General features: G+C 37.7%; 21 protein-coding genes. All 21 read left to right on the forward strand.

The window, feature by feature from the left end:
• Positions 1 to 37 precede the first annotated feature (37 nt).
• The 21 genes from lepB (at position 38) to SB773_RS10345 (ending at position 22,284) form a co-directional block, all read left to right on the forward strand.
• Positions 38 to 589 (forward strand): signal peptidase I, encoded by a 552-nt coding sequence (gene lepB / locus SB773_RS10245; RefSeq protein ID WP_002066791.1) that lies wholly within the window; start codon positions 38 to 40, stop codon positions 587 to 589.
• A gap of 20 nt (positions 590 to 609) precedes the next feature.
• The gene (ylqF, locus tag SB773_RS10250) at positions 610 to 1,500 is read left to right on the forward strand and encodes a ribosome biogenesis GTPase YlqF (protein WP_002128821.1); all 891 of its coding nucleotides are present in this window, start codon (positions 610 to 612) and stop codon (positions 1,498 to 1,500) included.
• 55 nt (positions 1,501 to 1,555) lie between these two features.
• A complete protein-coding gene (locus SB773_RS10255; protein ID WP_410589773.1) occupies positions 1,556 to 2,329 on the forward strand; it encodes a ribonuclease HII in 774 nt (257 codons plus the stop codon).
• A 193-nt stretch (positions 2,330 to 2,522) separates the two neighbouring features.
• Positions 2,523 to 3,683: an ADP-forming succinate--CoA ligase subunit beta gene (gene sucC, locus SB773_RS10260; RefSeq protein WP_002014529.1), complete on the forward strand. Its 1,161-nt coding sequence runs from the start codon at positions 2,523 to 2,525 to the stop codon at positions 3,681 to 3,683.
• Between the two features lie 19 nt (positions 3,684 to 3,702).
• Positions 3,703 to 4,605 carry a succinate--CoA ligase subunit alpha gene (gene sucD, locus SB773_RS10265; RefSeq protein WP_000115186.1) on the forward strand — a complete coding sequence of 301 codons (903 nt, stop codon included), beginning with the start codon at positions 3,703 to 3,705 and terminating at the stop codon, positions 4,603 to 4,605.
• Positions 4,606 to 4,693: 88 nt separating this feature from the next.
• Positions 4,694 to 5,563 (forward strand): DNA-processing protein DprA, encoded by an 870-nt coding sequence (gene dprA, locus SB773_RS10270; protein WP_002014531.1) that lies wholly within the window; start codon positions 4,694 to 4,696, stop codon positions 5,561 to 5,563.
• Positions 5,564 to 5,707: 144 nt separating this feature from the next.
• A complete protein-coding gene (gene topA / locus SB773_RS10275; RefSeq protein ID WP_410589776.1) occupies positions 5,708 to 7,786 on the forward strand; it encodes a type I DNA topoisomerase in 2,079 nt (692 codons plus the stop codon).
• A 48-nt stretch (positions 7,787 to 7,834) separates the two neighbouring features.
• Positions 7,835 to 9,139, forward strand: coding sequence for an FADH(2)-oxidizing methylenetetrahydrofolate--tRNA-(uracil(54)-C(5))-methyltransferase TrmFO (trmFO, locus tag SB773_RS10280; RefSeq protein ID WP_002066796.1), 1,305 nt, complete (start codon positions 7,835 to 7,837; stop codon positions 9,137 to 9,139).
• A gap of 71 nt (positions 9,140 to 9,210) precedes the next feature.
• Complete coding sequence (gene xerC, locus SB773_RS10285) at positions 9,211 to 10,110, forward strand: tyrosine recombinase XerC (RefSeq protein WP_078175468.1); 900 nt, start codon at positions 9,211 to 9,213, stop codon at positions 10,108 to 10,110.
• A gap of 42 nt (positions 10,111 to 10,152) precedes the next feature.
• Entirely contained in the window at positions 10,153 to 10,695 is a 543-nt protein-coding gene (gene hslV / locus SB773_RS10290) for an ATP-dependent protease proteolytic subunit HslV (RefSeq protein WP_002014538.1), read from the forward strand.
• Positions 10,696 to 10,717: 22 nt separating this feature from the next.
• Positions 10,718 to 12,109 (forward strand): ATP-dependent protease ATPase subunit HslU, encoded by a 1,392-nt coding sequence (hslU, locus tag SB773_RS10295; RefSeq protein ID WP_002014539.1) that lies wholly within the window; start codon positions 10,718 to 10,720, stop codon positions 12,107 to 12,109.
• A gap of 77 nt (positions 12,110 to 12,186) precedes the next feature.
• Positions 12,187 to 12,966 (forward strand): GTP-sensing pleiotropic transcriptional regulator CodY, encoded by a 780-nt coding sequence (codY, locus tag SB773_RS10300; protein ID WP_002014541.1) that lies wholly within the window; start codon positions 12,187 to 12,189, stop codon positions 12,964 to 12,966.
• Between the two features lie 354 nt (positions 12,967 to 13,320).
• Positions 13,321 to 14,022, forward strand: a complete 702-nt coding sequence (rpsB, locus tag SB773_RS10305; RefSeq protein WP_002088178.1) for a 30S ribosomal protein S2 — start codon at positions 13,321 to 13,323, stop codon at positions 14,020 to 14,022.
• Between the two features lie 103 nt (positions 14,023 to 14,125).
• Positions 14,126 to 15,013, forward strand: coding sequence for a translation elongation factor Ts (gene tsf / locus SB773_RS10310; protein WP_002088177.1), 888 nt, complete (start codon positions 14,126 to 14,128; stop codon positions 15,011 to 15,013).
• Between the two features lie 66 nt (positions 15,014 to 15,079).
• Positions 15,080 to 15,802 carry a UMP kinase gene (pyrH, locus tag SB773_RS10315; RefSeq protein WP_002014544.1) on the forward strand — a complete coding sequence of 241 codons (723 nt, stop codon included), beginning with the start codon at positions 15,080 to 15,082 and terminating at the stop codon, positions 15,800 to 15,802.
• 3 nt (positions 15,803 to 15,805) lie between these two features.
• Positions 15,806 to 16,363: a ribosome recycling factor gene (gene frr, locus SB773_RS10320; RefSeq protein WP_000531506.1), complete on the forward strand. Its 558-nt coding sequence runs from the start codon at positions 15,806 to 15,808 to the stop codon at positions 16,361 to 16,363.
• An 85-nt stretch (positions 16,364 to 16,448) separates the two neighbouring features.
• Positions 16,449 to 17,225, forward strand: coding sequence for an undecaprenyl pyrophosphate synthase (gene uppS / locus SB773_RS10325; RefSeq protein ID WP_002014545.1), 777 nt, complete (start codon positions 16,449 to 16,451; stop codon positions 17,223 to 17,225).
• A 17-nt stretch (positions 17,226 to 17,242) separates the two neighbouring features.
• The gene (cdsA, locus tag SB773_RS10330; RefSeq protein WP_002088171.1) at positions 17,243 to 18,034 is read left to right on the forward strand and encodes a phosphatidate cytidylyltransferase; all 792 of its coding nucleotides are present in this window, start codon (positions 17,243 to 17,245) and stop codon (positions 18,032 to 18,034) included.
• Between the two features lie 23 nt (positions 18,035 to 18,057).
• On the forward strand, positions 18,058 to 19,200 hold the full coding sequence (dxr, locus tag SB773_RS10335) for a 1-deoxy-D-xylulose-5-phosphate reductoisomerase (protein ID WP_002014547.1): 1,143 nt from the start codon (positions 18,058 to 18,060) through the stop codon (positions 19,198 to 19,200).
• A gap of 17 nt (positions 19,201 to 19,217) precedes the next feature.
• Positions 19,218 to 20,474: an RIP metalloprotease RseP gene (rseP, locus tag SB773_RS10340; protein ID WP_002088169.1), complete on the forward strand. Its 1,257-nt coding sequence runs from the start codon at positions 19,218 to 19,220 to the stop codon at positions 20,472 to 20,474.
• 109 nt (positions 20,475 to 20,583) lie between these two features.
• Positions 20,584 to 22,284: a proline--tRNA ligase gene (locus SB773_RS10345; protein WP_078175371.1), complete on the forward strand. Its 1,701-nt coding sequence runs from the start codon at positions 20,584 to 20,586 to the stop codon at positions 22,282 to 22,284.
• Positions 22,285 to 22,302 lie beyond the last annotated feature (18 nt).

The following is a 22,302-nucleotide window of genomic DNA, read 5'->3' on the forward strand; positions in this document are numbered from 1 at the left end:
TAATACGAGCAGCTTACATAACAGTGGAGGGGAAAGCATGAAGAAAGAGAAGAGCTCACTTTGGGAATGGATCAAAGCAATTTTGATTGCTGTTGTATTAGCGGGCGTAATTAGACAGTTTTTCTTTGCCCCAATTCTCGTAGACGGTGTATCGATGTCGCCGACTTTACATGACCGTGATCGAATGATTGTTAATAAAATTGGCTATCACATAGGTGATCCGAAACGCTTTGATATTATTGTATTCCGAGCGACGGAAGAAAAAGATTATATTAAGCGTATTATTGGCCTGCCAGGCGACGAAATCGAATACCGTAATGATAAACTATATGTTAACGGGAAACCTTATGAGGAGCCGTATTTAGATAAGCAGAAAAAACAACTTGCTGACGGACCGCTTACATATGATTTTACTCTTGAAGAAATGACAGGAAAGAAAACTGTTCCAGAAGGTCAATTATTTGTTTTAGGCGATAATCGTCGTTTTAGTAAAGATAGCCGTTCGATTGGTACAATTTCAATGGACCAAGTGATTGGTAAAGCAAATATGCTATATTGGCCGTTAAAAGATGCACGTATTGTGAAATAAAAGAAAAAGAAGGTGGCAACATGGTAATTCAATGGTTCCCAGGACATATGGCAAAGGCTAGACGCCAAGTAACAGAAAAATTAAAGTTAATTGATGTTGTAATTGAGCTTGTAGATGCTCGATTACCTTTATCTTCTCGTAATCCAATGATTGATGAAATTATTACACATAAACCAAGGCTTGTTGTTTTAAATAAAGCGGATATGGCGGATGATCGTCTTACAAAGCAGTGGATTGCATATTTTGATGAAAGAGGTCAAAAGGCAATTTCAATTAATGCGCAAGCTGGACAAGGTATGAAAGAAATTGCAGCAGCTTGTAAAGTTCTTGTCAAAGAAAAATTCGATAAAATGGTTGCTAAAGGCATTAGACCAAGAGCAATTCGTGCTTTAATTGTAGGTATTCCAAACGTTGGTAAATCTACACTAATTAATAAATTAGCGAAGAAGAATATAGCAAAAACAGGAGATCGTCCTGGTGTGACAACGGCCCAGCAGTGGATTAAAGTTGGGAAAGAAATGGAATTATTAGATACACCAGGTATTTTGTGGCCTAAATTTGAAGATGAATTAGTTGGTCTTCGTTTAGCGACGACTGGTGCAATTAAAGATTCTATATTAAATCTACAGGATGTAGCTATTTATGCGTTACGTTTTATGGAAAAACATTATCCAGAACGTTTAAAAGAGCGATATAATTTAAATGACATTCCAGAAGAAATTGTGGAGTTATTTGATGCAATTGGAAAAAATAGAGGTTGCTTAATGGGCGGCGGAATGATTGATTATGATAAAACATCTGAGCTTATACTTCGTGAGCTTCGTGGTGGAAGATTTGGAAAAATGACATTTGAAACACCAGAAGAGTTTGCAGAGCAGGTAGAAGATGCGGAAAAAGTAGAAGAAGTATAAGACGTGCGTTTGTACGTCTTTTCTTTTTGGTTACGTTTAAAAGGAGTGTAAATAGATGCAAAAAATGACTATTCATGAAGCGGAATGTTTGCTGCAAGAAATTATGAATGAAGAAGACGAGCGTTTTCAAATGTTAGTGAAAGATGAGCGAAAAGGTGTTCAAAAACTAATTTTGAAGTGGTATAAACAAAAAGAGTTAGCGCAAAAAGAAAGAGAAAAATTTCTAGAAATGTCAAAGTACGAAAATGAGTTACGTGAAAAAGGGCTCACATACATTGCTGGCATTGATGAAGTGGGTCGTGGGCCGTTAGCAGGACCGGTTGTGACGGCGGCTGTCGTCCTTCCGGAAGATTTTTATATTCCAGGATTAAATGACTCGAAAAAATTAAGTGAAGCGAAACGTGAGCGTTTTTATGATGAAATTAAAGAGCATGCAATTGCGATTGGAGTTGGAATTATATCACCACAAGTTATTGATGAAATAAATATTTATCAAGCGACGAAGCAAGCGATGTTAGATGCCGTTGCTAATTTATCATGTACACCAGAATATTTATTAATCGATGCGATGAAGCTTCCTATATCAATTCCGCAAACATCAATCATTAAAGGTGATGCGAAAAGTGTCTCTATTTCAGCTGCATCTATTATTGCGAAAGTGACGAGAGATCGCATGATGAAAGAGTTAGGAGGAAAGCATCCTGCATATGGATTCGAACAACATATGGGATATGGGACGAAACAGCATTTAGAAGCGATTGAAGTACATGGAGTATTAGAGGAACATCGAAAATCATTCGCGCCAATTAAAGATATGATTCAAAAATAAGCTGTATATTCACAGCTTATTTTTTATTTTGGCATATAAACATTATTATTTCCGAAAAAGAATAAAGCGATTTCAGTTTTCTGACACTTTATTGTAGACAGCGTGCCAATCATCTTATACAATGGCAATGTAATGTTTTTTAAACATTAAAAAACTTTTCGAGTAAAACAGGAAAACAGGGGAGGATGGGACCATGAATATCCATGAGTACCAAGGTAAGGCAGTCCTTAGAAGCTATGGGGTTAGCGTTCCGAACGGGAAGGTTGCATTTACAGTAGAAGAAGCTGTAGAAGCAGCGAAAGAATTAGGAACGGAAGTATGTGTAGTTAAAGCGCAAATTCACGCTGGTGGACGCGGCAAAGCTGGCGGTGTAAAAGTTGCGAAAAATTTAGAAGAAGTTCGTACATATGCAGAAAGCATTTTAGGAACTACACTTGTGACGCATCAAACAGGTCCTGAAGGTAAGGAAGTAAAACGCTTACTTATCGAAGAAGGTTGCGATATTAAAAAAGAATATTATGTAGGTCTTGTATTAGATCGTGCAACTTCTCAAGTTGTTTTAATGGCATCTGAAGAAGGTGGAACAGAAATTGAAGAAGTAGCAGAAAAAACGCCTGAAAAAATCTTTAAAGAATATATTGATCCAGCAGTAGGTTTACAAGGTTTCCAAGCGCGTAGAATCGCGTTTAACATCAATATTCCAAAAGAACTTGTAGGACAAGCTGTGAAGTTTATGATGGGCTTATACAGTGCGTTTATCGAAAAAGATTGCTCTATCGCTGAGATTAATCCACTTGTTACAACAGGTGACGGTAAAGTTATGGCGTTAGATGCAAAATTAAACTTTGATTCTAATGCGTTATATCGCAATAAAGATATTTTAGAACTTCGTGATCTTGAAGAAGAAGATTCAAAAGAAATTGAAGCTTCTAAATATGACTTAAACTACATTCCTTTAGATGGAAATATCGGTTGTATGGTTAATGGTGCAGGTTTAGCAATGGCTACAATGGATATCATTAAACATTACCATGGTGACCCAGCTAACTTCTTAGATGTTGGTGGCGGCGCAACAGCTGAAAAAGTTACAGAAGCATTCAAAATTATCCTTTCTGACAAAAATGTAAAAGGTATCTTCGTTAACATTTTTGGTGGCATTATGAAGTGTGATGTTATCGCAGAAGGTGTTATTGAAGCGACGAAGCAGGTAGGTCTTGAGTTGCCTTTAGTTGTACGTCTTGAAGGTACAAACGTAGAGCTAGGAAAGAAAATTTTAAATGAGTCTGGTTTAAATATTGTTGCAGCAGAATCTATGGCAGACGGTGCACAAAAAATTGTTTCACTAGTGGGCTAATAGAAAGCGGGGGAGAAAAATGAGCGTATTAGTTAATAAAGATACAAAAGTTATTGTTCAAGGTATTACAGGTTCTCAAGGGTTATTCCATACAAAGCAAATGATTGAATACGGTACGAAAATTGTAGGTGGTGTAACACCAGGTAAAGGTGGCACTGATATTGAAGGCGTACCAGTATTTGATACAGTAGAAGATGCTGTGAAAGCAACAGGCGCAAACGCTTCAGTTGTATACGTTCCACCCGCTTTTGCGGCTGATGCAATTATGGAAGCAGTTGATGCAAAGATTGATTTAGTAGTATGTATTACTGAAGGAATCCCTGTATTAGATATGGTAAATGTAAAGAGATATATGGCGGGTAAACATACACGTTTACTTGGACCAAACTGCCCTGGTGTCATTACACCTGACGAATGTAAAATTGGTATTATGCCAGGATATATTCACAAAAAAGGTCATGTTGGTATCGTATCTCGCTCTGGTACATTAACGTATGAAGCTGTACATCAGTTAACGCAAGAAGGTATTGGCCAATCTACTGCTGTAGGTATCGGGGGAGACCCTGTTAACGGTACGGACTTTATTGATGCGTTAAAAGCATTTAATGAAGATGAAGAAACGCATGCTGTAATTATGATTGGTGAAATCGGCGGTACGGCAGAAGAAGAAGCAGCAGAATGGGTACAAGCTAATATGACAAAACCAGTTGTAGGCTTCATTGGTGGTCAAACAGCGCCTGAAGGCAAACGTATGGGGCATGCTGGGGCGATCATTTCTGGCGGCAAAGGAACTGCTGCTGAAAAGATTAAAACAATGGAAGCTTGTGGTATTAAAGTAGCGGAAACACCAGCTGTTATGGGTGAAACATTAATCTCTGTTTTAAAAGAAAAGGGATTATTTGAGACTTGTAAAAACTACTAATCTTTTTGAAAGACACCTTCTTATTAGAGGGTGTCTTTTTACACATTTTTTGTTTACATAATAAAAATTATGGGTAAGGAGAATTGAGATGAAAAGAGAACGTTTATTGCACCTTCATTACATGTTGGCGGATCATTGGAAGGCGATGGAGAGACTACTATATGTTGATCCAGAACTGAAGGGAATATACACTTTTAGTCCGAAACAATTTGAATATTACGCTGGAATATCCTCGAAAAAATCTTTAGAACTAGTAAATTTTCTTCAAATTTCAAATCTCCAACAATATGTATCCCAGTTAGAAAAAAAGAGAATATTTTATATAACAATATGGGATAAGGACTATCCACAATTACTGCGAGAAATACAAGATCCCCCTTTTGTTTTATACGGAAAAGGAGAAAGAGATTTTCTAAATAAAGTAAATAAATTAGCGATTGTTGGAACGAGAGAACCGTCTTTATATGGAAAGGAGAGTATGAAGTTTATTTTACAACCTTTACTTGAAAAAGAATGGCTTATTGTTAGTGGGTTTGCAAGAGGGATAGATACAATTGCTCATGAAGTTACAGTAAGGCAGCATTGCCCGACCATTGCAATATTAGGACACGGATTATCTTATATGTATCCAAAGGAGAATAGAGGTTTATATGACACGTGGAAAGATTATATATTGTTATTGACAGAGTATCCGCCCCATTATGTGCCGAAAAAATGGTATTTCCCAAAAAGAAATCGAATTATTAGCGGTATAAGTAAAGGTGTTTTAGTTGTAGAAGCAAAAACGAGAAGTGGATCCCTTATTACTGCAGACCTTGCGCTAGAACAAAATAGAGAGGTGTTTGCGCTTCCTGGACCTATATTTATAGAGAGTGCAGCAGGAACGAATCATCTAATTCAACAAGGCGCCAAGCTAGTAAGAAATGCGGAGGATATCCTTGAAGAAATTTTAAATTAACCATATATTTTTATGTTTTTATTAAACAATTATTGACAAATGGTAGATTGTCGCTGTATGGTATATTCATTCTTGATTGACAAAAACAAGAGAAATCAATAAGATTGATGAAGACTTGAATCCACCTCTTAAGGAGGCACTAGCATGTCAGATTACCTCGTAATCGTGGAGTCGCCTTCTAAGGCGAAGACCATTGAAAAATATTTAGGGAAAAAATACAAAGTCGTCGCGTCCATGGGACATGTCCGCGATTTACCTAAAAGCCAAATGGGGATAGAAGTAAAGAATAACTTCACTCCGAAGTATATTACCATTCGTGGTAAGGGTCCCGTTTTAAAAGATTTAAAATCAGCGGCAAAAAAAGCAAAGAAAGTCTATCTCGCGGCCGATCCGGATCGTGAAGGAGAAGCAATTGCTTGGCATTTAGCAAATACGTTAAATGTGGACGTTGAATCAGATTGCCGAGTTGTATTTAATGAGATTACAAAAGATGCAATAAAAGAATCATTTAAATATCCTCGTGCAATTAATATGGATTTAGTAGATGCACAACAGGCAAGGCGTATACTCGATCGTCTTGTTGGTTACAATATCAGTCCTTTATTATGGAAGAAAGTAAAAAAAGGATTAAGTGCAGGACGCGTACAATCTGTAGCAGTTCGTTTAATCATCGAACGTGAAAAAGAAATTCAAAGTTTTGAACCTGAAGAATTTTGGACAATTAAAACAGAATTTGTGAAAGGGAAAGACACATTTGAAGCAAGCTTTTACGGTGTAGATGGTGAAAAAGTTCAATTAACGAACGAAGCACAAGTGAACGAAATAATCGAAAAGATGAAAGACAATGCGTTTTCGGTTGAAAATGTAACGCGAAAAGAGCGAAAGCGTAACCCTGCATTACCGTTTACAACATCTTCCTTGCAACAAGAGGCAGCGCGTAAGTTAAATATGCGAGCAAAGAAAACAATGATGCTTGCACAGCAGCTGTATGAAGGGATAGATCTTGGAAAACAAGGGACTGTAGGTCTTATTACGTATATGAGAACTGATTCAACACGTATCTCAGAAACAGCTCAAACAGAGGCTCGTGATTACATTACTGAGGCGTTTGGTGCGGAATACATAGGAACAGAGAAGAGGAAAGAAACGAAAAAGTCGAAAGCACAAGATGCGCATGAGGCGATTCGTCCTACTTCGGTAATGAGAAAGCCAGAGGAACTAAAAAGTTTCTTAAGTCGTGATCAACTCCGTTTGTATAAACTGATTTGGGAGCGATTTGTTGCAAGTCAAATGGCATCTGCTATAATGGATACTGTTACAGCGAAACTCATTAATAACAATGTTCAGTTCCGTGCAAGTGGATCAGTTGTAAAGTTCCCAGGATTTATGAAAGTGTACGTAGAGTCGAAAGATGATGGTGCGGAAGAAAAGGATAAGATGTTGCCACCGTTAGAAGTAGGTGAAACTGTATTTTCAAAAGATATAGAACCAAAGCAACATTACACACAGCCTCCGCCGCGTTACACAGAGGCTCGTCTAGTAAGAACACTTGAAGAGCTTGGAATTGGGAGACCGTCTACTTATGTACCGACACTTGAAACAATCCAAAAACGAGGATACGTTGCTTTAGATAATAAACGCTTCGTTCCGACTGAGCTTGGTGGAATAGTAATCGAACTTATTTTAGAGTTTTTCCCAGAAATTATTAACATTGAATTTACTGCCAATATGGAGCAAAGCCTTGATGAAGTAGAAGAAGGAAATGCAAATTGGGTGAAAATTGTTGATGATTTCTACGTAGGATTTGAACCGCGCTTAGAAAAAGCGGAAAAAGAAATGCGTGAAGTGGAAATTAAAGATGAACCAGCTGGGGAAGACTGTCAATTATGTAGTCACCCGATGGTCTTTAAAATGGGTAAATATGGGAAGTTTATGGCTTGTTCAAATTTCCCGGAATGTCGTAATACAAAACCGATTGTAAAAGAAATCGGTGTTACTTGTCCGAAGTGTGATAAAGGGCAAATTATTGAACGCCGTAGTAATAAAAAGAAACGCCTTTTCTACGGATGCGGTACGTATCCAGAATGTGACTTTGTATCTTGGGATAAGCCGATTGGTCGTAAATGTCCGAAGTGTGAAGGTATGCTCGTAGAGAAAAAGTTAAAAAAAGGCGTGCAAGTACAATGTATTTCGTGTGATTATGAAGAAGAACAACAAATGTGAGCGTAACTGCTCACATTTTTTTCGGGAAGAAAAGGAAAGGTGATATATATGACAACACAAGTAGTAAACGTCATTGGCGCAGGTCTTGCAGGAAGCGAAGCAGCTTACCAAATTGCAAAGCGTGGTGTCCAAGTAAAATTATATGAAATGAGACCAGTAAGGCAAACACCAGCTCATCATACAGATAAATTTGCTGAATTAGTATGTAGTAACTCACTTCGCGCAAACACATTGACAAATGCTGTTGGTGTTATTAAAGAAGAAATGCGTCTAATGGATTCTGTCATTATTCGTGCAGCTGATGAGTGCTCTGTACCAGCAGGAGGTGCCTTAGCTGTAGACCGTCATGAATTCGCGGCGAAAGTGACTGAATATGTGAAAAATCATCCGAACGTAACTGTAATGAATGAGGAAATCACTGAAATTCCAGAGGGACCAACTGTTATTGCGACAGGTCCACTTACGTCTCCGGATCTTTCTGCACAATTAAAAAAACTAACAGGTGAAGATTATTTTTATTTCTATGATGCTGCAGCGCCAATCGTTGAGAAAGACAGCATTGACATGAATAAAGTATATTTAAAATCCCGTTATGATAAAGGTGAAGCGGCATATTTAAACTGTCCAATGACAGAAGAAGAGTTTGATCGTTTTTATGAGGCTTTAATTGCTGCTGAGACAGTGCCTTTAAAAGAATTTGAAAAAGAAATTTTCTTTGAAGGTTGTATGCCAGTAGAAGTTATGGCAAGTAGAGGAAGACAGACGTTAGTATTTGGACCGATGAAGCCTGTTGGGTTAGAAGATCCGAAAACAGGGAAAACACCGTATGCGGTTGTTCAGTTACGTCAAGATGATGCAGCAGGAACATTATATAATATTGTAGGCTTCCAAACACATTTAAAGTGGGGGCCACAAAAAGAAGTGTTACAGCTAATTCCAGGACTAGAAAACGCAGAGATTGTACGTTATGGTGTAATGCATCGTAATACGTTTATTAATTCGCCTAATTTGCTTCGTCCAACATATCAATATAAACAACGTGATGATTTATTCTTCGCTGGTCAAATGACTGGTGTAGAGGGTTATGTTGAATCAGCAGCATCAGGATTATTAGCGGGTATTAACGCTGCTCGACTTGTACAAGGTGAAGAGCCAGTTGTATTACCACCTGTAACTGCAATGGGAAGTATGGCAAATTATATTACTGCGACAAATGCGAAAAACTTCCAGCCAATGAATGCAAACTTTGGTTTATTTACACCGTTAGAGAAGAAAATTAAAAAGAAACAAGAGCGAAATGAAGCATATGCTACACGCGCTTTGGAAACAATTCAAAATTTTGTAAATATTTAATTAAATTTCTTGCAAAGGCTACTAAGTTGTGATACGATTTAGTAGCCTTTATTGAGGTGAATTATATGGATGTGAATGTGAAGAAATTGTTACAATTATTCGTTGGATATTTACAAATTGAAAGAAATTATTCAAAATATACAATTGCAAGTTATCAAAATGATTTAGAACATTTTGTGCAATTTATGGAGCGAGAAGGCATATCCTCTTTTTTAGATGTTACATACGCGGATGTTCGTTTATACTTGACGACGTTGCACGATCAGAAGTTAGCCCGTAAATCTGTCGCAAGGAAAGTATCAAGCTTACGAAGTTTATATCGTTTTTTGATGCGTGAAGGTTATCAAAAAGATAATCCGTTTGCACTTGCGTCACTTCCCAAGAAAGAATTGTCAATCCCAAAGTTTTTATATGCTGAAGAGTTAGAGGAATTGTTTGAAGTTTCTGATACAGGGGCGCCACTCGGTCAAAGGAATCAAGCTTTATTAGAGTTGATGTATGCAACTGGGATTCGTGTAAGCGAATGCGTTAATTTGCAACTTACCGACATTGACTTTGCAGTGGGAACAATTTTAGTGATGGGAAAAGGGAAAAAACAAAGATATATTCCGTTCGGAAGCTATGCACAAGATGCTTTAATTACTTATATAGAGAACGGGAGAAAACAGTTAGCTCAAAAGACTGAAGAACAATCTCATATGGTATTTTTAAATGCGAAAGGTAAGCCGTTAACAGATCAGGGTGTACGTTATGTTTTGAACGAACTCATTAAGAAAGCTTCACTTACAATGCGGATAAGTCCCCATATGTTAAGGCATACATTTGCTACACATATGTTGGATGAAGGAGCGGATTTACGTACTGTGCAGGAGCTATTAGGTCATGAGAATTTGTCAACCACACAAATTTATACGCATGTCTCTAAAGAAAGATTGCGTTCTGTGTACATGAAGCATCACCCGCGGGCATAAATTGCTTTTAAGGCTATAAAAACATATAAAGGAGTTTTTTCTATGGGAAATTTCCACGCTACAACGATATTTGCAGTTCATCATAATGGAGAATGTGCAATGGCTGGAGATGGTCAGGTAACGATGGGGAATGCTGTTGTAATGAAACATACAGCTCGCAAAGTTCGCAAACTTTTCCAAGGGAAAGTTTTAGCTGGTTTTGCAGGATCAGTTGCTGATGCATTTACTCTTTTTGAAATGTTTGAAGGGAAATTAGAAGAGTATAATGGCAACTTGCAGCGTGCTGCAGTTGAGATGGCGAAACAATGGCGTGGTGATAAAATGCTACGTCAGCTAGAAGCAATGCTCATTGTCATGGATAAAACAACGATGCTCCTTGTTTCAGGTACAGGAGAAGTGATTGAACCAGATGATGGTATTTTAGCAATTGGTTCAGGCGGACATTATGCACTTGCTGCTGGTCGTGCTTTAAAGCAACATGCAAGTGAACATTTAACAGCGAAACAAATTGCGAAGGCCAGTTTAGAAATTGCAGGCGATATTTGTGTTTATACGAACCACAACATAATTGTTGAAGAATTGTAGAATCGTAAGGGAGGCATTTTATATGCATTTACATTTTACTCCGCGTCAAATTGTGGAAAAATTAGATCAATACATCATCGGTCAAAAAGATGCAAAGAAAGCGGTTGCTGTAGCTCTACGAAATCGATACCGTCGCAGTAAATTAGTTGAAAATTTACGTGATGAAATTGCACCTAAAAACATTTTAATGATTGGACCGACAGGTGTTGGTAAAACAGAGGTAGCACGGCGAATGGCGAAACTCGTTGGAGCACCTTTTATTAAGGTTGAAGCGACGAAATTTACAGAAGTTGGATATGTGGGTCGAGATGTAGAGTCGATGGTCCGTGACCTTGTTGAAACGTCTGTTCGCATTGTGAAAGAGGAAATGGTAGTTAAAGTTCAAGATAAAGCAGAAGAGCAAGCGAATCAACGTCTTGTTGAAATTTTAGTGCCGAGTCCGGAGAAGCAATCTGGATTTAAAAATCCATTAGAAATGCTTTTTGGTGGTAATCAAAATTCAAACCAAACATCTGATGCGCAGGAAGATGATGAAATCGAAAAGAAACGTCAAGATGTGGAAAGAAAGCTTGCGGCAGGCCTTCTTGAAGATGAAGTGATATCGATCGAAGTGACGGAACAACAGTCTTCTATGTTTGATATGTTGCAAGGAACTGGCATGGAGCAAATGGGAATGAATTTCCAAGATGCACTAGGAAGTATCATGCCGAAAAAAACGAAAAAACGTAAACTTTCTGTAAAAGAAGCAAGAAAACTCTTGACAAATGAAGAGGCACAGCGCTTAATTGATATGGATGAAGTTACACAAGAGGCTGTTTATCGTGCTGAACAGCTCGGGATTATTTTTATCGATGAAATTGACAAAATTGCTGGTAAGCAGTCGAATAGCGTAGATGTATCGCGTGAAGGTGTGCAACGTGACATTTTACCGATTGTAGAAGGATCGAATGTAGCAACGAAATACGGATCAGTAAAAACGGATTATATTTTATTTGTTGCAGCTGGAGCGTTCCATATGTCTAAACCGTCGGATTTAATTCCGGAATTGCAAGGGAGATTTCCGATTCGAGTAGAATTAACAAAATTATCGGCGGATGATTTTGTTAAAATATTAATCGAGCCTGACAATGCGCTAATTAAACAGTACACGGCGTTATTAGCGACTGAAGGTATAGAAATTGAATTTTCAGACGAAGCTATTCGTAAGATTGCTGAGATTGCTTATCAAGTTAATCAGGATACAGATAATATTGGAGCGAGAAGACTTCATACTGTTATGGAGAAGCTCCTTGAAGATTTATCGTTTGAGGCATCTGAAATTACGTTAGAGAAAATAACGATAACACCTCAATATGTTGAGGAAAAATTAGCGACAATAGCTAAAAATAAAGATGTGAGCCAGTTTATTTTGTAATAGTGTCATCAGGTGACTCGCCCTAGTTTCCAAGTGATGAAAAAATATGTAAGTAACATGTAGGAGGAAATTTTGAAATGGAATTATTAGCAAAAACGAGAAAATTAAATGCGTTATTACAGAGCGCAGCAGGAAAGCCTGTAAACTTTAGAGAGATGTCTGACACAATGTGTGAAGTAATTGAAGCGAACGTGTTCGTTGTAAGTCGTCGCGGTAAATTATTAGGATATGCGATTCACCAACAAATCGAAAACGAACGTATGAAGCACATGCTTGCAGAGCGTCAATTCCCAGAAGAGTATACGCAAAGTTTATTCAATGTTACAGAAACATCTTCAAATTTAGGTGTGGATAGTGACTACACAGCATTCCCAGTAGAAAATAGAGAATTATTCGGTCAAGGTTTAACTACAATCGTACCAATCGTTGGTGGCGGTGAGCGTCTAGGTACACTAGTATTAGCTCGTCTTGGTCAAGAGTTCTTAGACGATGATTTAATTCTTGCTGAATACAGCTCAACTGTTGTAGGTATGGAAATCTTACGTGAAAAAGCAGAAGAAATCGAAGAGGAAGCACGTAGTAAAGCTGTTGTTCAAATGGCGATTAGCTCATTATCTTACAGTGAGTTAGAAGCAATCGAGCATATCTTCGAAGAATTAAATGGAACAGAAGGTTTACTTGTTGCAAGTAAAATTGCTGATCGCGTAGGAATTACTCGTTCGGTAATCGTAAATGCACTACGTAAATTAGAAAGTGCTGGTGTTATTGAGTCTCGCTCTTTAGGTATGAAAGGAACATACATTAAAGTGCTAAACGACAAGTTTCTACAGGAACTTGCTAAATTAAAAACAAACTAATTTATAAAAAAACTCTCCTCGCTTGAGGAGAGTTTTTTGTTTTTTTAAGTGAATGATTTTGCTTACGTAAGGCGTCATGACAACATTCATTAGAAAACTATTAATTAACCTTCAATTCCTTGCTTAAAGGAATTGAAGGTTGGTAATACTAGGATTTGAGCGTGAAAAAAAGAAAGTTTTACATTGTTCGCATTTTCGACTTGATTGTAATATTTCAGTATGATATAGTAAGCAGTGGTGTCAGTACAAAGTACACACGTTTACTGATTTAAGTGTTGGTGCTACGTTCGTAGTTTCGCTTAGAGATGAAGTAAACGGAGGATATCAAAAAAACCATTTAGGAGGAACTAAATTATGTCAGTAATTTCTATGAAACAATTGCTTGAAGCTGGTGTTCATTTCGGACATCAAACTCGTCGTTGGAACCCAAAAATGAAGCGTTACATCTTCACAGAGCGTAACGGTATCTACATCATCGACTTACAAAAAACTGTGAAAAAAGTTGAGGAAGCTTACAGAACGATGCGTGACATCGCTGCTGAAGGTGGAGACATTTTATTCGTAGGTACTAAAAAACAAGCACAAGAAGCTATTAAAGAAGAAGCAACTCGTGCTGGTATGTACTTCGTTAACCAACGTTGGTTAGGTGGAACTTTAACAAACTTCCAAACAATCCAAAAGCGTATCAAGCGTCTTAAAGATATCGAAAGAATGCAAGAAGATGGTACTTTCGAAGTACTTCCTAAGAAAGAAGTTGTTCAACTTAAAAAAGAGTTAGAGCGTCTTGAGAAATTCTTAGGCGGTATTAAAGATATGAAAGGTCTTCCAAGTGCATTATTCATAGTAGACCCTCGTAAAGAGCGTATTGCAGTTGCTGAAGCACGCAAATTACACATTCCAATCATCGGTATCGTTGATACAAACTGTGATCCGGACGAAATCGATCACGTTATTCCAGCAAACGATGATGCAATTCGTGCTGTAAAACTTCTTACATCTAAAATGGCAGACGCGATCCTTGAAACAAAACAAGGTGAAGAAACTGTTACTGCGTAACAAATTTGGAAAGGTGATAAGGGGTTCGGCCTTTTATCACCTTTTTTAAGGTATAAACACCTTTATAAAAGGTATAAATACATATTTTAGGAGGATGAAAAATATGGCAATCACTGCACAAATGGTAAAAGAACTTCGCGAAAAAACTGGCGCAGGTATGATGGACTGCAAAAAAGCTTTAACAGAAACTAACGGCGACATGGAGAAAGCAATTGACTTCTTACGTGAAAAAGGTATTGCGAAAGCTGCTAAAAAAGCAGACCGCATCGCTGCTGAAGGTTTAACTTTCATCGAAACAAACGGTAACGAAGGTTTAATCTTAGAATTAAACTCTGAGACTGATTTCGTTGCGAAAAACGAAGGTTTCCAAGCGTTAATTAAAGAATTAGCTGCTCACTTATTAGCTAACAAACCTGCTAACGTTGAAGAAGCTATGGCTCAAACAATCGAAGGCGGCAAAACAGTAGAAGAGCACATCAACGAAGCAATCGCTAAAATTGGTGAAAAACTTACACTTCGTCGTTTCGAAATCGTATCAAAAACTGATGCTGATGCATTCGGCGCTTACCTACACATGGGTGGACGTATTGGTGTATTAACAGTTCTTGAAGGTTCTACTGACGAAGCAGCTGCTAAAGATGTAGCAATGCACATCGCAGCAGTTAACCCTAAATACATCGACCGCGATGCTGTAACAGCTGAAGAAGTTGAGCATGAGCGTCAAGTATTAACACAACAAGCTTTAAACGAAGGCAAGCCTGAAAAAATCGTTGCGAAAATGGTAGAAGGTCGTCTTGGCAAATTCTTTGAAGAGATTTGCTTACTTGACCAAACATTCGTTAAGAATCCTGACATGAAAGTTCGTCAATTCGTTGAGTCTAAAGGCGGAACATTAAAAGGATTCGTTCGCTACGCTGTTGGTGAAGGTATCGAAAAACGCGAAGACAACTTTGCTGAAGAAGTAATGAACCAAGTAAAAGGTAACAACTAATACAGATTAGGGAACACATTGTGTTCCCTTTTTTAAAATAAAGATGTAAGCAATTGGAGGTTCATTATGAGTAAACCGAAATATAATCGTGTCGTTTTAAAGCTGAGCGGAGAAGCTTTAGCTGGCGAGCAAGGATTTGGAATTAACCCAGCTGTTATTAAGTCAGTTGCGGAACAAGTGAAAGAAATTGCAGAACTTGATGTAGAGGTTGCTGTTGTTGTTGGTGGCGGTAACATTTGGCGTGGGAAAATTGGAAGCGAAATGGGCATGGATCGTGCAGGAGCAGATTACATGGGCATGTTAGCAACAGTTATGAATTCATTAGCTCTTCAAGATAGCTTAGAGAATATTGGAATTCAAACTCGCGTACAAACTTCAATTGAGATGCGTCAAGTGGCAGAGCCTTACATTCGTCGTAAAGCAATTCGTCACTTAGAGAAAAAACGTGTTGTTATCTTTGCTGCAGGTACAGGTAACCCATACTTCTCTACAGATACAACAGCAGCATTACGTGCAGCTGAAATCGAAGCGGACGTTATTTTAATGGCGAAAAATAATGTGGATGGCGTATATAGTGCAGATCCATCTATTGACCCAACAGCTACGAAATACGAAACACTTACTTACTTAGATGTATTAAAAGCAGGTTTAGGTGTAATGGATTCTACAGCTTCTTCTTTATGTATGGATAATGATATTTCATTAATTGTATTCTCGGTTATGGAAAAAGGTAACATTAAACGTGCCGTTTTAGGCGAAAATATTGGAACAGTTGTAAGGGGGAAATAAATTATGGGACAACAAGTATTGAAGTCTTCAAATGAAAAAATGGAAAAAGCAGTTGCTGCTTATTCTCGTGAATTAGCAACAGTTCGCGCTGGTCGTGCAAGCTCGTCTGTATTAGATAAGGTACAAGTTGATTACTATGGTGCACCAACACCAGTTGTGCAATTAGCGAACATTACAGTTCCAGAAGCACGTTTGCTTGTAATTCAACCTTATGATAAAACTTCTATCGGTGATATTGAAAAAGCAATTTTAAAAGCAGATTTAGGCTTAAACCCTTCTAATGATGGAACTGTAATTCGTATTGCATTCCCTGCATTAACAGAAGAGCGTCGTCGCGATCTTGTAAAAGTTGTGAAGAAATATGCTGAGGAAGCAAAAGTTGCTGTTCGTAACGTACGTCGTGACAGTAATGATGACCTTAAGAAGCTTGAAAAAGCTGGCGACATTACAGAAGATGATTTAAGAGGATATACTGAAGATATCCAAAAAGAAACAGATAAATATATTGCAAAAGTTGACGAAATCGCAAAAAACAAAGAAAAAGAAATTATGGAAGTGTAATAGCGATAATTTCGCAAATATGACCCTCTTCTTAAGGGGGTCTTTTTACACTTTTAGGCATACGTCTGCTTGTTGGAGGGTATGAATGATGTTTAAAAAGTTTCCTTTTTTTAAAAGTAAAAAGGTCACATCGTTTGATCATCTCATTGAAAAAGTGAAAAAAGGATATATCCCAGAACATATTGCTATTATTATGGATGGTAATGGAAGATGGGCAAAGAGAAGAGCCATGCCTCGCATTGCTGGTCATCATGAAGGTATGCAAGTTGTGAAGAAAATCACAAAATTTGCAAGTAAGCTTGATGTGAAAGTATTAACTCTTTATGCTTTTTCGACTGAGAACTGGAAAAGACCGAAAAAAGAAGTTGATTATTTGATGAAGCTTCCAGAAGAATTTTTAGGTGCATTTTTACCAGAGTTGATTGAAGAAAACGTACAAGTCCGAGTAATAGGGCAAAAAGATCGTCTTCCTACGCATACGCGCAGAGCGATGGAAAAAGCCATGGAAGATACGAAAGAGAATACGGGATTAATTCTTAATTTCGCGTTAAACTATGGAAGTCGAGATGAAATCGTTTCTGCTGTGCAACATATGATGAAAGATAGTGAGGAAGGAAAAATTCGTTCGGAAGAAATAAGTGAAGAAAAGATTTCTTCTTACTTAATGACGAGTTCTTTACCTGATCCAGAGTTGTTAATCCGTACAAGCGGAGAGCTACGTATTAGTAATTTCATGTTATGGCAAATTGCTTATTCGGAATTTTGGTTTACAGATGTGTATTGGCCAGATTTTACCGAGGAACATTTGCTAAATGCGATTACAGACTTTCAACATAGAGGGCGCAGATTCGGAGGCGTGTAGAAAGAGAGGGTTTGGTAGTGAAACAGAGAATTATTACTGGAGTGATTGCTGCCGCGCTATTCATTCCCATCGTAATTTACGGTGGCGTGCCTTTTACAGTTTTAGTGTATGCACTTGCTTCTATAGGTTTATATGAATTAATTCGTATGAACAAGCTTACGCTTATTTCGGTACCAACAGTTTTAGCTGCAGTATTATTGTGGATTATTTTAATTCCGAGTAGTGCATCAGAACTGTTTACGTGGATTGGGTTAGGTAAATTAGAAATCACATTTGTGATTGTTTTATTACTTTTATCATATACAGTCCTTTCTAAGAATACATTTACTTTTGACAATGCTTCATTTTTACTTATGGCAACGACATATGTTGGAATGGGATTCTTATATTTAAATGAAACGAGAATATTAGGAATCAAATATGTGTTCTGTGCACTATTTGTCATATGGGCAACTGATTCAGGTGCATATTTCATAGGGAAAGCATTTGGAAAAAGAAAATTATGGCCAGAAATTAGTCCGAATAAAACGATTGAAGGTTCATTAGGCGGTATTGTTTGTGGAATTGTTGTTGCACTTGTTTACAATATGTTCTTCCCAGTTGAAGCGAATGTAGGAGTTTTAATCGTTCTGACGATTATCATTTCTATTTTTGGACAAATTGGTGATTTAGTGCAATCTGCATTTAAACGCCATTATGGTGTAAAGGATTCAGGTACAATTTTACCTGGACATGGTGGTATTTTAGATCGAACAGATAGTTGGTTATTTGTGTTACCAATTCTATACTTCTTATTACAATACAATTAATAAATGAACGAGGGGTTGGAGTCATGAAAAACATTAGTTTACTAGGTGCAAGCGGATCAATTGGTACACAAACATTAGATGTGTTACGCTCGCACCCAGACCAATTCCGTCTCGTTGCTTTTTCTGTAGGGAAAAATGTTGATTATGCAGTAAAGGTAATTCAAGAATTTTCCCCGCAAATTGTCTCTGTGCAAAGAGAGGAAGATGTTTTAAAATTACAAGCTGTTTCTGGTAATACAAAAGTAGTATATGGTAGCGAAGGCTTATTAGAAGTAGCGCTGCACCCAGATACAGAAATTGTAGTGAATGCTGTTGTAGGTAGCGTAGGGTTGTTACCGACACTCCGCGCAATTGAGGCGAAAAAAACAATTGGAATTGCAAATAAAGAAACGTTAGTAACTGCAGGGCATCTTGTAATGGAAGCAGCACGAAAACATAATGTATCGTTACTTCCAGTAGACAGTGAACATTCAGCTATTTTTCAATGCTTGAATGGTGAAAATGAAAAAAGAATCTCTCGCTTAATTATAACTGCTTCAGGCGGAAGTTTTCGTGATAAAACGAGAGATGAATTGCATCAAGTGACCGTAGAAGATGCACTTCGTCATCCAAACTGGTCAATGGGTTCGAAAATTACAATTGATTCTGCTACAATGATGAATAAGGGGCTAGAAGTAATTGAAGCACACTGGCTTTTTGGTATCCCTTATGAGCAAATCGATGTTGTTCTACATAAAGAAAGTATTATTCATTCTATGGTTGAATTTGAAGATCGTAGTGTAATGGCACAGCTTGGCTCACCTGATATGCGAGTACCGATTCAATACGCGCTTACATATCCTGATAGATTGCCTCTTTCAGACACGAAACAGTTAAATTTATGGGAAATGGGAACATTGCATTTTGAGAAAATGAATCAAGAGCGTTTCCGTTGTCTACGTTTTGCGTATGAAGCTGGAAAGACAGGTGGAAGTATGCCGGCTGTAATGAACGCGGCAAATGAAGTAGCTGTTGAAGCTTTTTTACAAAAGAGAATTGGTTTCTTAACAGTGGAAGACCTCATTGAAAAAGCAATGCACCATCACACTGTCATTGCACGTCCGAGCTTAGAGGAAATTCAGGAAATTGACGCAGCCACAAGACGGTTTGTGATGGAACAAATTTAGCAAAGGTGGTTATGGAATTGAATACAGCGATTGCCTTTATATTAATTTTCGGTGCACTCGTATTTTTCCATGAGCTAGGGCATCTATATTTCGCAAAAAGAGCAGGTATTTTGTGCCGCGAGTTTGCGATTGGTTTTGGTCCGAAAATATTCTCATTTGAAAAGAATGAAACGGTGTATACGATTCGATTACTGCCCCTTGGTGGCTATGTAAGAATGGCTGGCGAGGATGCGGACACAGTTGAGTTAAAACCTGGAAAAAAGGTTGGACTTGTATTAAATGAAAAAGACGAAGTTGTGAAATTAGTTTTTGACGGACATGAAAAATATCCAAATGTTCGTGTCATTGAAGTCGAACAAGCTGATTTAGAGCATAATCTTACAATTTTGGGTTATGAAGAGTACGAGGAAGAGCTGCAAACATTCCGAGTGAATGAAAAAGCTCGTATCATTTCTGCGGGAGAAGAAATTCAAATCGCTCCGTACAATAGACAATTTGGCTCTAAAAAATTGGGCCAACGTGCTCTAACAATCTTTGCAGGTCCTGCAATGAACTTTATTCTAGCATTTGTTATTTTTGTGATTCTTGGATTTGTACAAGGAGTTCCTGTTGACAAACCAATGGTTGGAAAAGTAATGGAGAATAGTGCTGCAGAACAAGCTGGATTAAAAGAAAACGATACGATTCAAGCAATCAATGGGAAGAACACTAGTACATGGAAAGATGTTGTAACGATTGTACGTGAAAACCCAAATAAAGAAATTACGTTACATGTAAAGCGTGATAGTGAGCAATTTAATGTGAAAGTAACACCAACGCTTGATAAAGAAGGAAAAGACGAAGTTGGTAGAATTGGTGTTTATTCTCCTGTAGAGAAAACAGTGATGGGTTCTATTAAATCAGGGTTTGAACAAACATACGAATGGACGAAACTAATTTTTGATTCTCTTGTGAAATTAGTAACGGGTCAATTTTCTATTAATGAGTTGTCAGGTCCAGTAGGAATTTATAATCTAACAGATCAAGTTGTAGATTATGGATTTACGCGTGTACTAAGTTTAGCGGCAGTTTTAAGTATTAACCTTGGTTTATTTAATTTATTACCAGTCCCAGCTTTAGACGGTGGACGTTTGTTCTTCTTCTTAATTGAAGCGTTACGAGGAAAACCAATTGATCGTCAAAAAGAAGGAATGGTTCACTTTATTGGGTTTGCATTATTAATGTTGCTTATGTTAGTTGTAACATGGAATGACATCCGTAAGTTTTTCTTGTAAAATAAGAAGAAGTTTATAATGAAATAGAGCTCATAGAATAAAATCCCTCACCTAACTCGAGGTGAGGGGTTTTATTGCGTGTAAGAGTAAAATGAAGAGGTGCGAATAAATGAAACAAAGTATGGTATTCAGTCCTACATTACGTGAAGTTCCAGCAGATGCTGAAATTAAGAGTCATCAATTATTACTTCGCGCAGGGTTTATGCGTCAAAATGCTTCTGGTATTTATAGTTTTCTACCATTTGGTTTAAAAGTGTTACACAAAGTAGAACGTATTGTTCGTGAAGAAATGGAGCGCGCAGGGGCAGTAGAACTATTAATGCCAGCTATGCAAGCTTCTGAATTATGGCAAGAATCAGGTCGTTGGTATTCTTACGGATCAGAATTAATGCGTATGAAAGATCGTAATGCTCGCGAGTTTGCGCTAGGGGCAACTCATGAGGAAGTAATTACAGATCTTGTACGTGATGAAATTAAATCATACAAAAAACTACCATTAACATTATATCAAATTCAAACAAAATTCCGTGATGAGCAAAGACCACGTTTCGGTTTATTACGCGGAAGAGAATTTTTAATGAAAGATGCGTATTCTTTCCATGCAACACAAGAAAGTTTGGATGAAGTATATAGCGGTTTATACAAAGCGTATTCTAATATCTTTGCTCGTTGTGGTTTGAATTTCCGTGCAGTTATCGCTGATTCTGGAGCAATGGGTGGAAAAGATACACACGAATTTATGGTGTTATCTGATGTAGGTGAAGATACAATTGCGTATTCTGATACATCTGATTATGCGGCAAATATTGAAATGGCTCCTGTTGTTGCTACGTATACGAAGAGTGATGAAGCCGAAAAAGCACTTGAAAAAGTAGCAACTCCAGATCAAAAAGCTATTGAAGAAGTATCTGCATTCTTAAATATCGCAGCGGAAAAATGCATTAAATCTATGGTGTTTAAAGTAGATGCGAAATTAGTAGTAGTACTTGTTCGTGGCGATCATGAAGTCAATGATGTAAAAGTGAAGAATGTATACGGAGCTTCAGTCGTTGAGCTTGCTTCACATGAAGAAATAAAAGAGTTATTAAACTGTGAAGTGGGTTCTTTAGGACCGATTGGTGTTACAGGGGATATCGAAATTATCGCTGACCATGCTGTAGCATCAATTGTCAACGGATGTTCAGGAGCGAACGAAGAAGGGTTCCATTATGTAAATGTAAATCCAGAACGTGACTTTAAAGTAAGTCAATATACAGATTTACGCTTCATCCAAGAAGGAGACCAATCTCCAGATGGAAATGGAACAATTCTTTTCGCACGTGGAATTGAAGTTGGTCATGTATTCAAATTAGGAACTCGTTATAGTGAAGCAATGAACGCAACGTTCCTAGATGAAAACGGAAAAACAAAACCACTTATTATGGGTTGTTACGGTATCGGTGTATCTCGTACAGTGGCAGCAATCGCAGAGCAGTTTAATGATGAGAACGGTTTAGTTTGGCCAAAAGCTGTTGCACCGTTCCATGTGCATGTAATTCCAGTAAATATGAAATCTGATGCACAACGTGAAATGGGTGAAAATATCTACAACTCATTACAAGAACAAGGGTACGAAGTATTACTAGATGATCGTGCAGAACGTGCAGGTGTTAAATTTGCAGATGCAGATTTATTCGGCCTTCCAGTTCGCGTGACAGTTGGTAAAAAAGCAGACGAAGGTATTGTAGAAGTGAAAGTACGTGCTACAGGCGAGTCTGAAGAAGTGAAAGTAGAAGAACTTCAAACATATATTGCTAATATTTTAAAATAAGAAGAGGTACCTCGTAAT

Source organism: Bacillus sp. SIMBA_074 (assembly GCF_046534555.1).
GTDB classification, from domain to species: Bacteria; Bacillota; Bacilli; order Bacillales; family Bacillaceae_G; genus Bacillus_A; species Bacillus_A mycoides.

Bases quoted from the DNA above. Each gene is read 5' to 3' on its own strand.
- lepB (WP_002066791.1), top strand. From the start codon at position 38: ATGAAGAAAGAGAAGAGCTCACTTTGGGAATGGATCAAAGCAATTTTG.
- ylqF (WP_002128821.1), top strand. From the start codon at position 610: ATGGTAATTCAATGGTTCCCAGGACATATGGCAAAGGCTAGACGCCAA.
- SB773_RS10255 (WP_410589773.1), top strand. From the start codon at position 1,556: ATGCAAAAAATGACTATTCATGAAGCGGAATGTTTGCTGCAAGAAATT.
- sucC (WP_002014529.1), top strand. From the start codon at position 2,523: ATGAATATCCATGAGTACCAAGGTAAGGCAGTCCTTAGAAGCTATGGG.
- sucD (WP_000115186.1), top strand. From the start codon at position 3,703: ATGAGCGTATTAGTTAATAAAGATACAAAAGTTATTGTTCAAGGTATT.
- dprA (WP_002014531.1), top strand. From the start codon at position 4,694: ATGAAAAGAGAACGTTTATTGCACCTTCATTACATGTTGGCGGATCAT.
- topA (WP_410589776.1), top strand. From the start codon at position 5,708: ATGTCAGATTACCTCGTAATCGTGGAGTCGCCTTCTAAGGCGAAGACC.
- trmFO (WP_002066796.1), top strand. From the start codon at position 7,835: ATGACAACACAAGTAGTAAACGTCATTGGCGCAGGTCTTGCAGGAAGC.
- hslV (WP_002014538.1), top strand. From the start codon at position 10,153: ATGGGAAATTTCCACGCTACAACGATATTTGCAGTTCATCATAATGGA.
- hslU (WP_002014539.1), top strand. From the start codon at position 10,718: ATGCATTTACATTTTACTCCGCGTCAAATTGTGGAAAAATTAGATCAA.
- codY (WP_002014541.1), top strand. From the start codon at position 12,187: ATGGAATTATTAGCAAAAACGAGAAAATTAAATGCGTTATTACAGAGC.
- rpsB (WP_002088178.1), top strand. From the start codon at position 13,321: ATGTCAGTAATTTCTATGAAACAATTGCTTGAAGCTGGTGTTCATTTC.
- tsf (WP_002088177.1), top strand. From the start codon at position 14,126: ATGGCAATCACTGCACAAATGGTAAAAGAACTTCGCGAAAAAACTGGC.
- pyrH (WP_002014544.1), top strand. From the start codon at position 15,080: ATGAGTAAACCGAAATATAATCGTGTCGTTTTAAAGCTGAGCGGAGAA.
- frr (WP_000531506.1), top strand. From the start codon at position 15,806: ATGGGACAACAAGTATTGAAGTCTTCAAATGAAAAAATGGAAAAAGCA.
- uppS (WP_002014545.1), top strand. From the start codon at position 16,449: ATGATGTTTAAAAAGTTTCCTTTTTTTAAAAGTAAAAAGGTCACATCG.
- dxr (WP_002014547.1), top strand. From the start codon at position 18,058: ATGAAAAACATTAGTTTACTAGGTGCAAGCGGATCAATTGGTACACAA.
- SB773_RS10345 (WP_078175371.1), top strand. From the start codon at position 20,584: ATGAAACAAAGTATGGTATTCAGTCCTACATTACGTGAAGTTCCAGCA.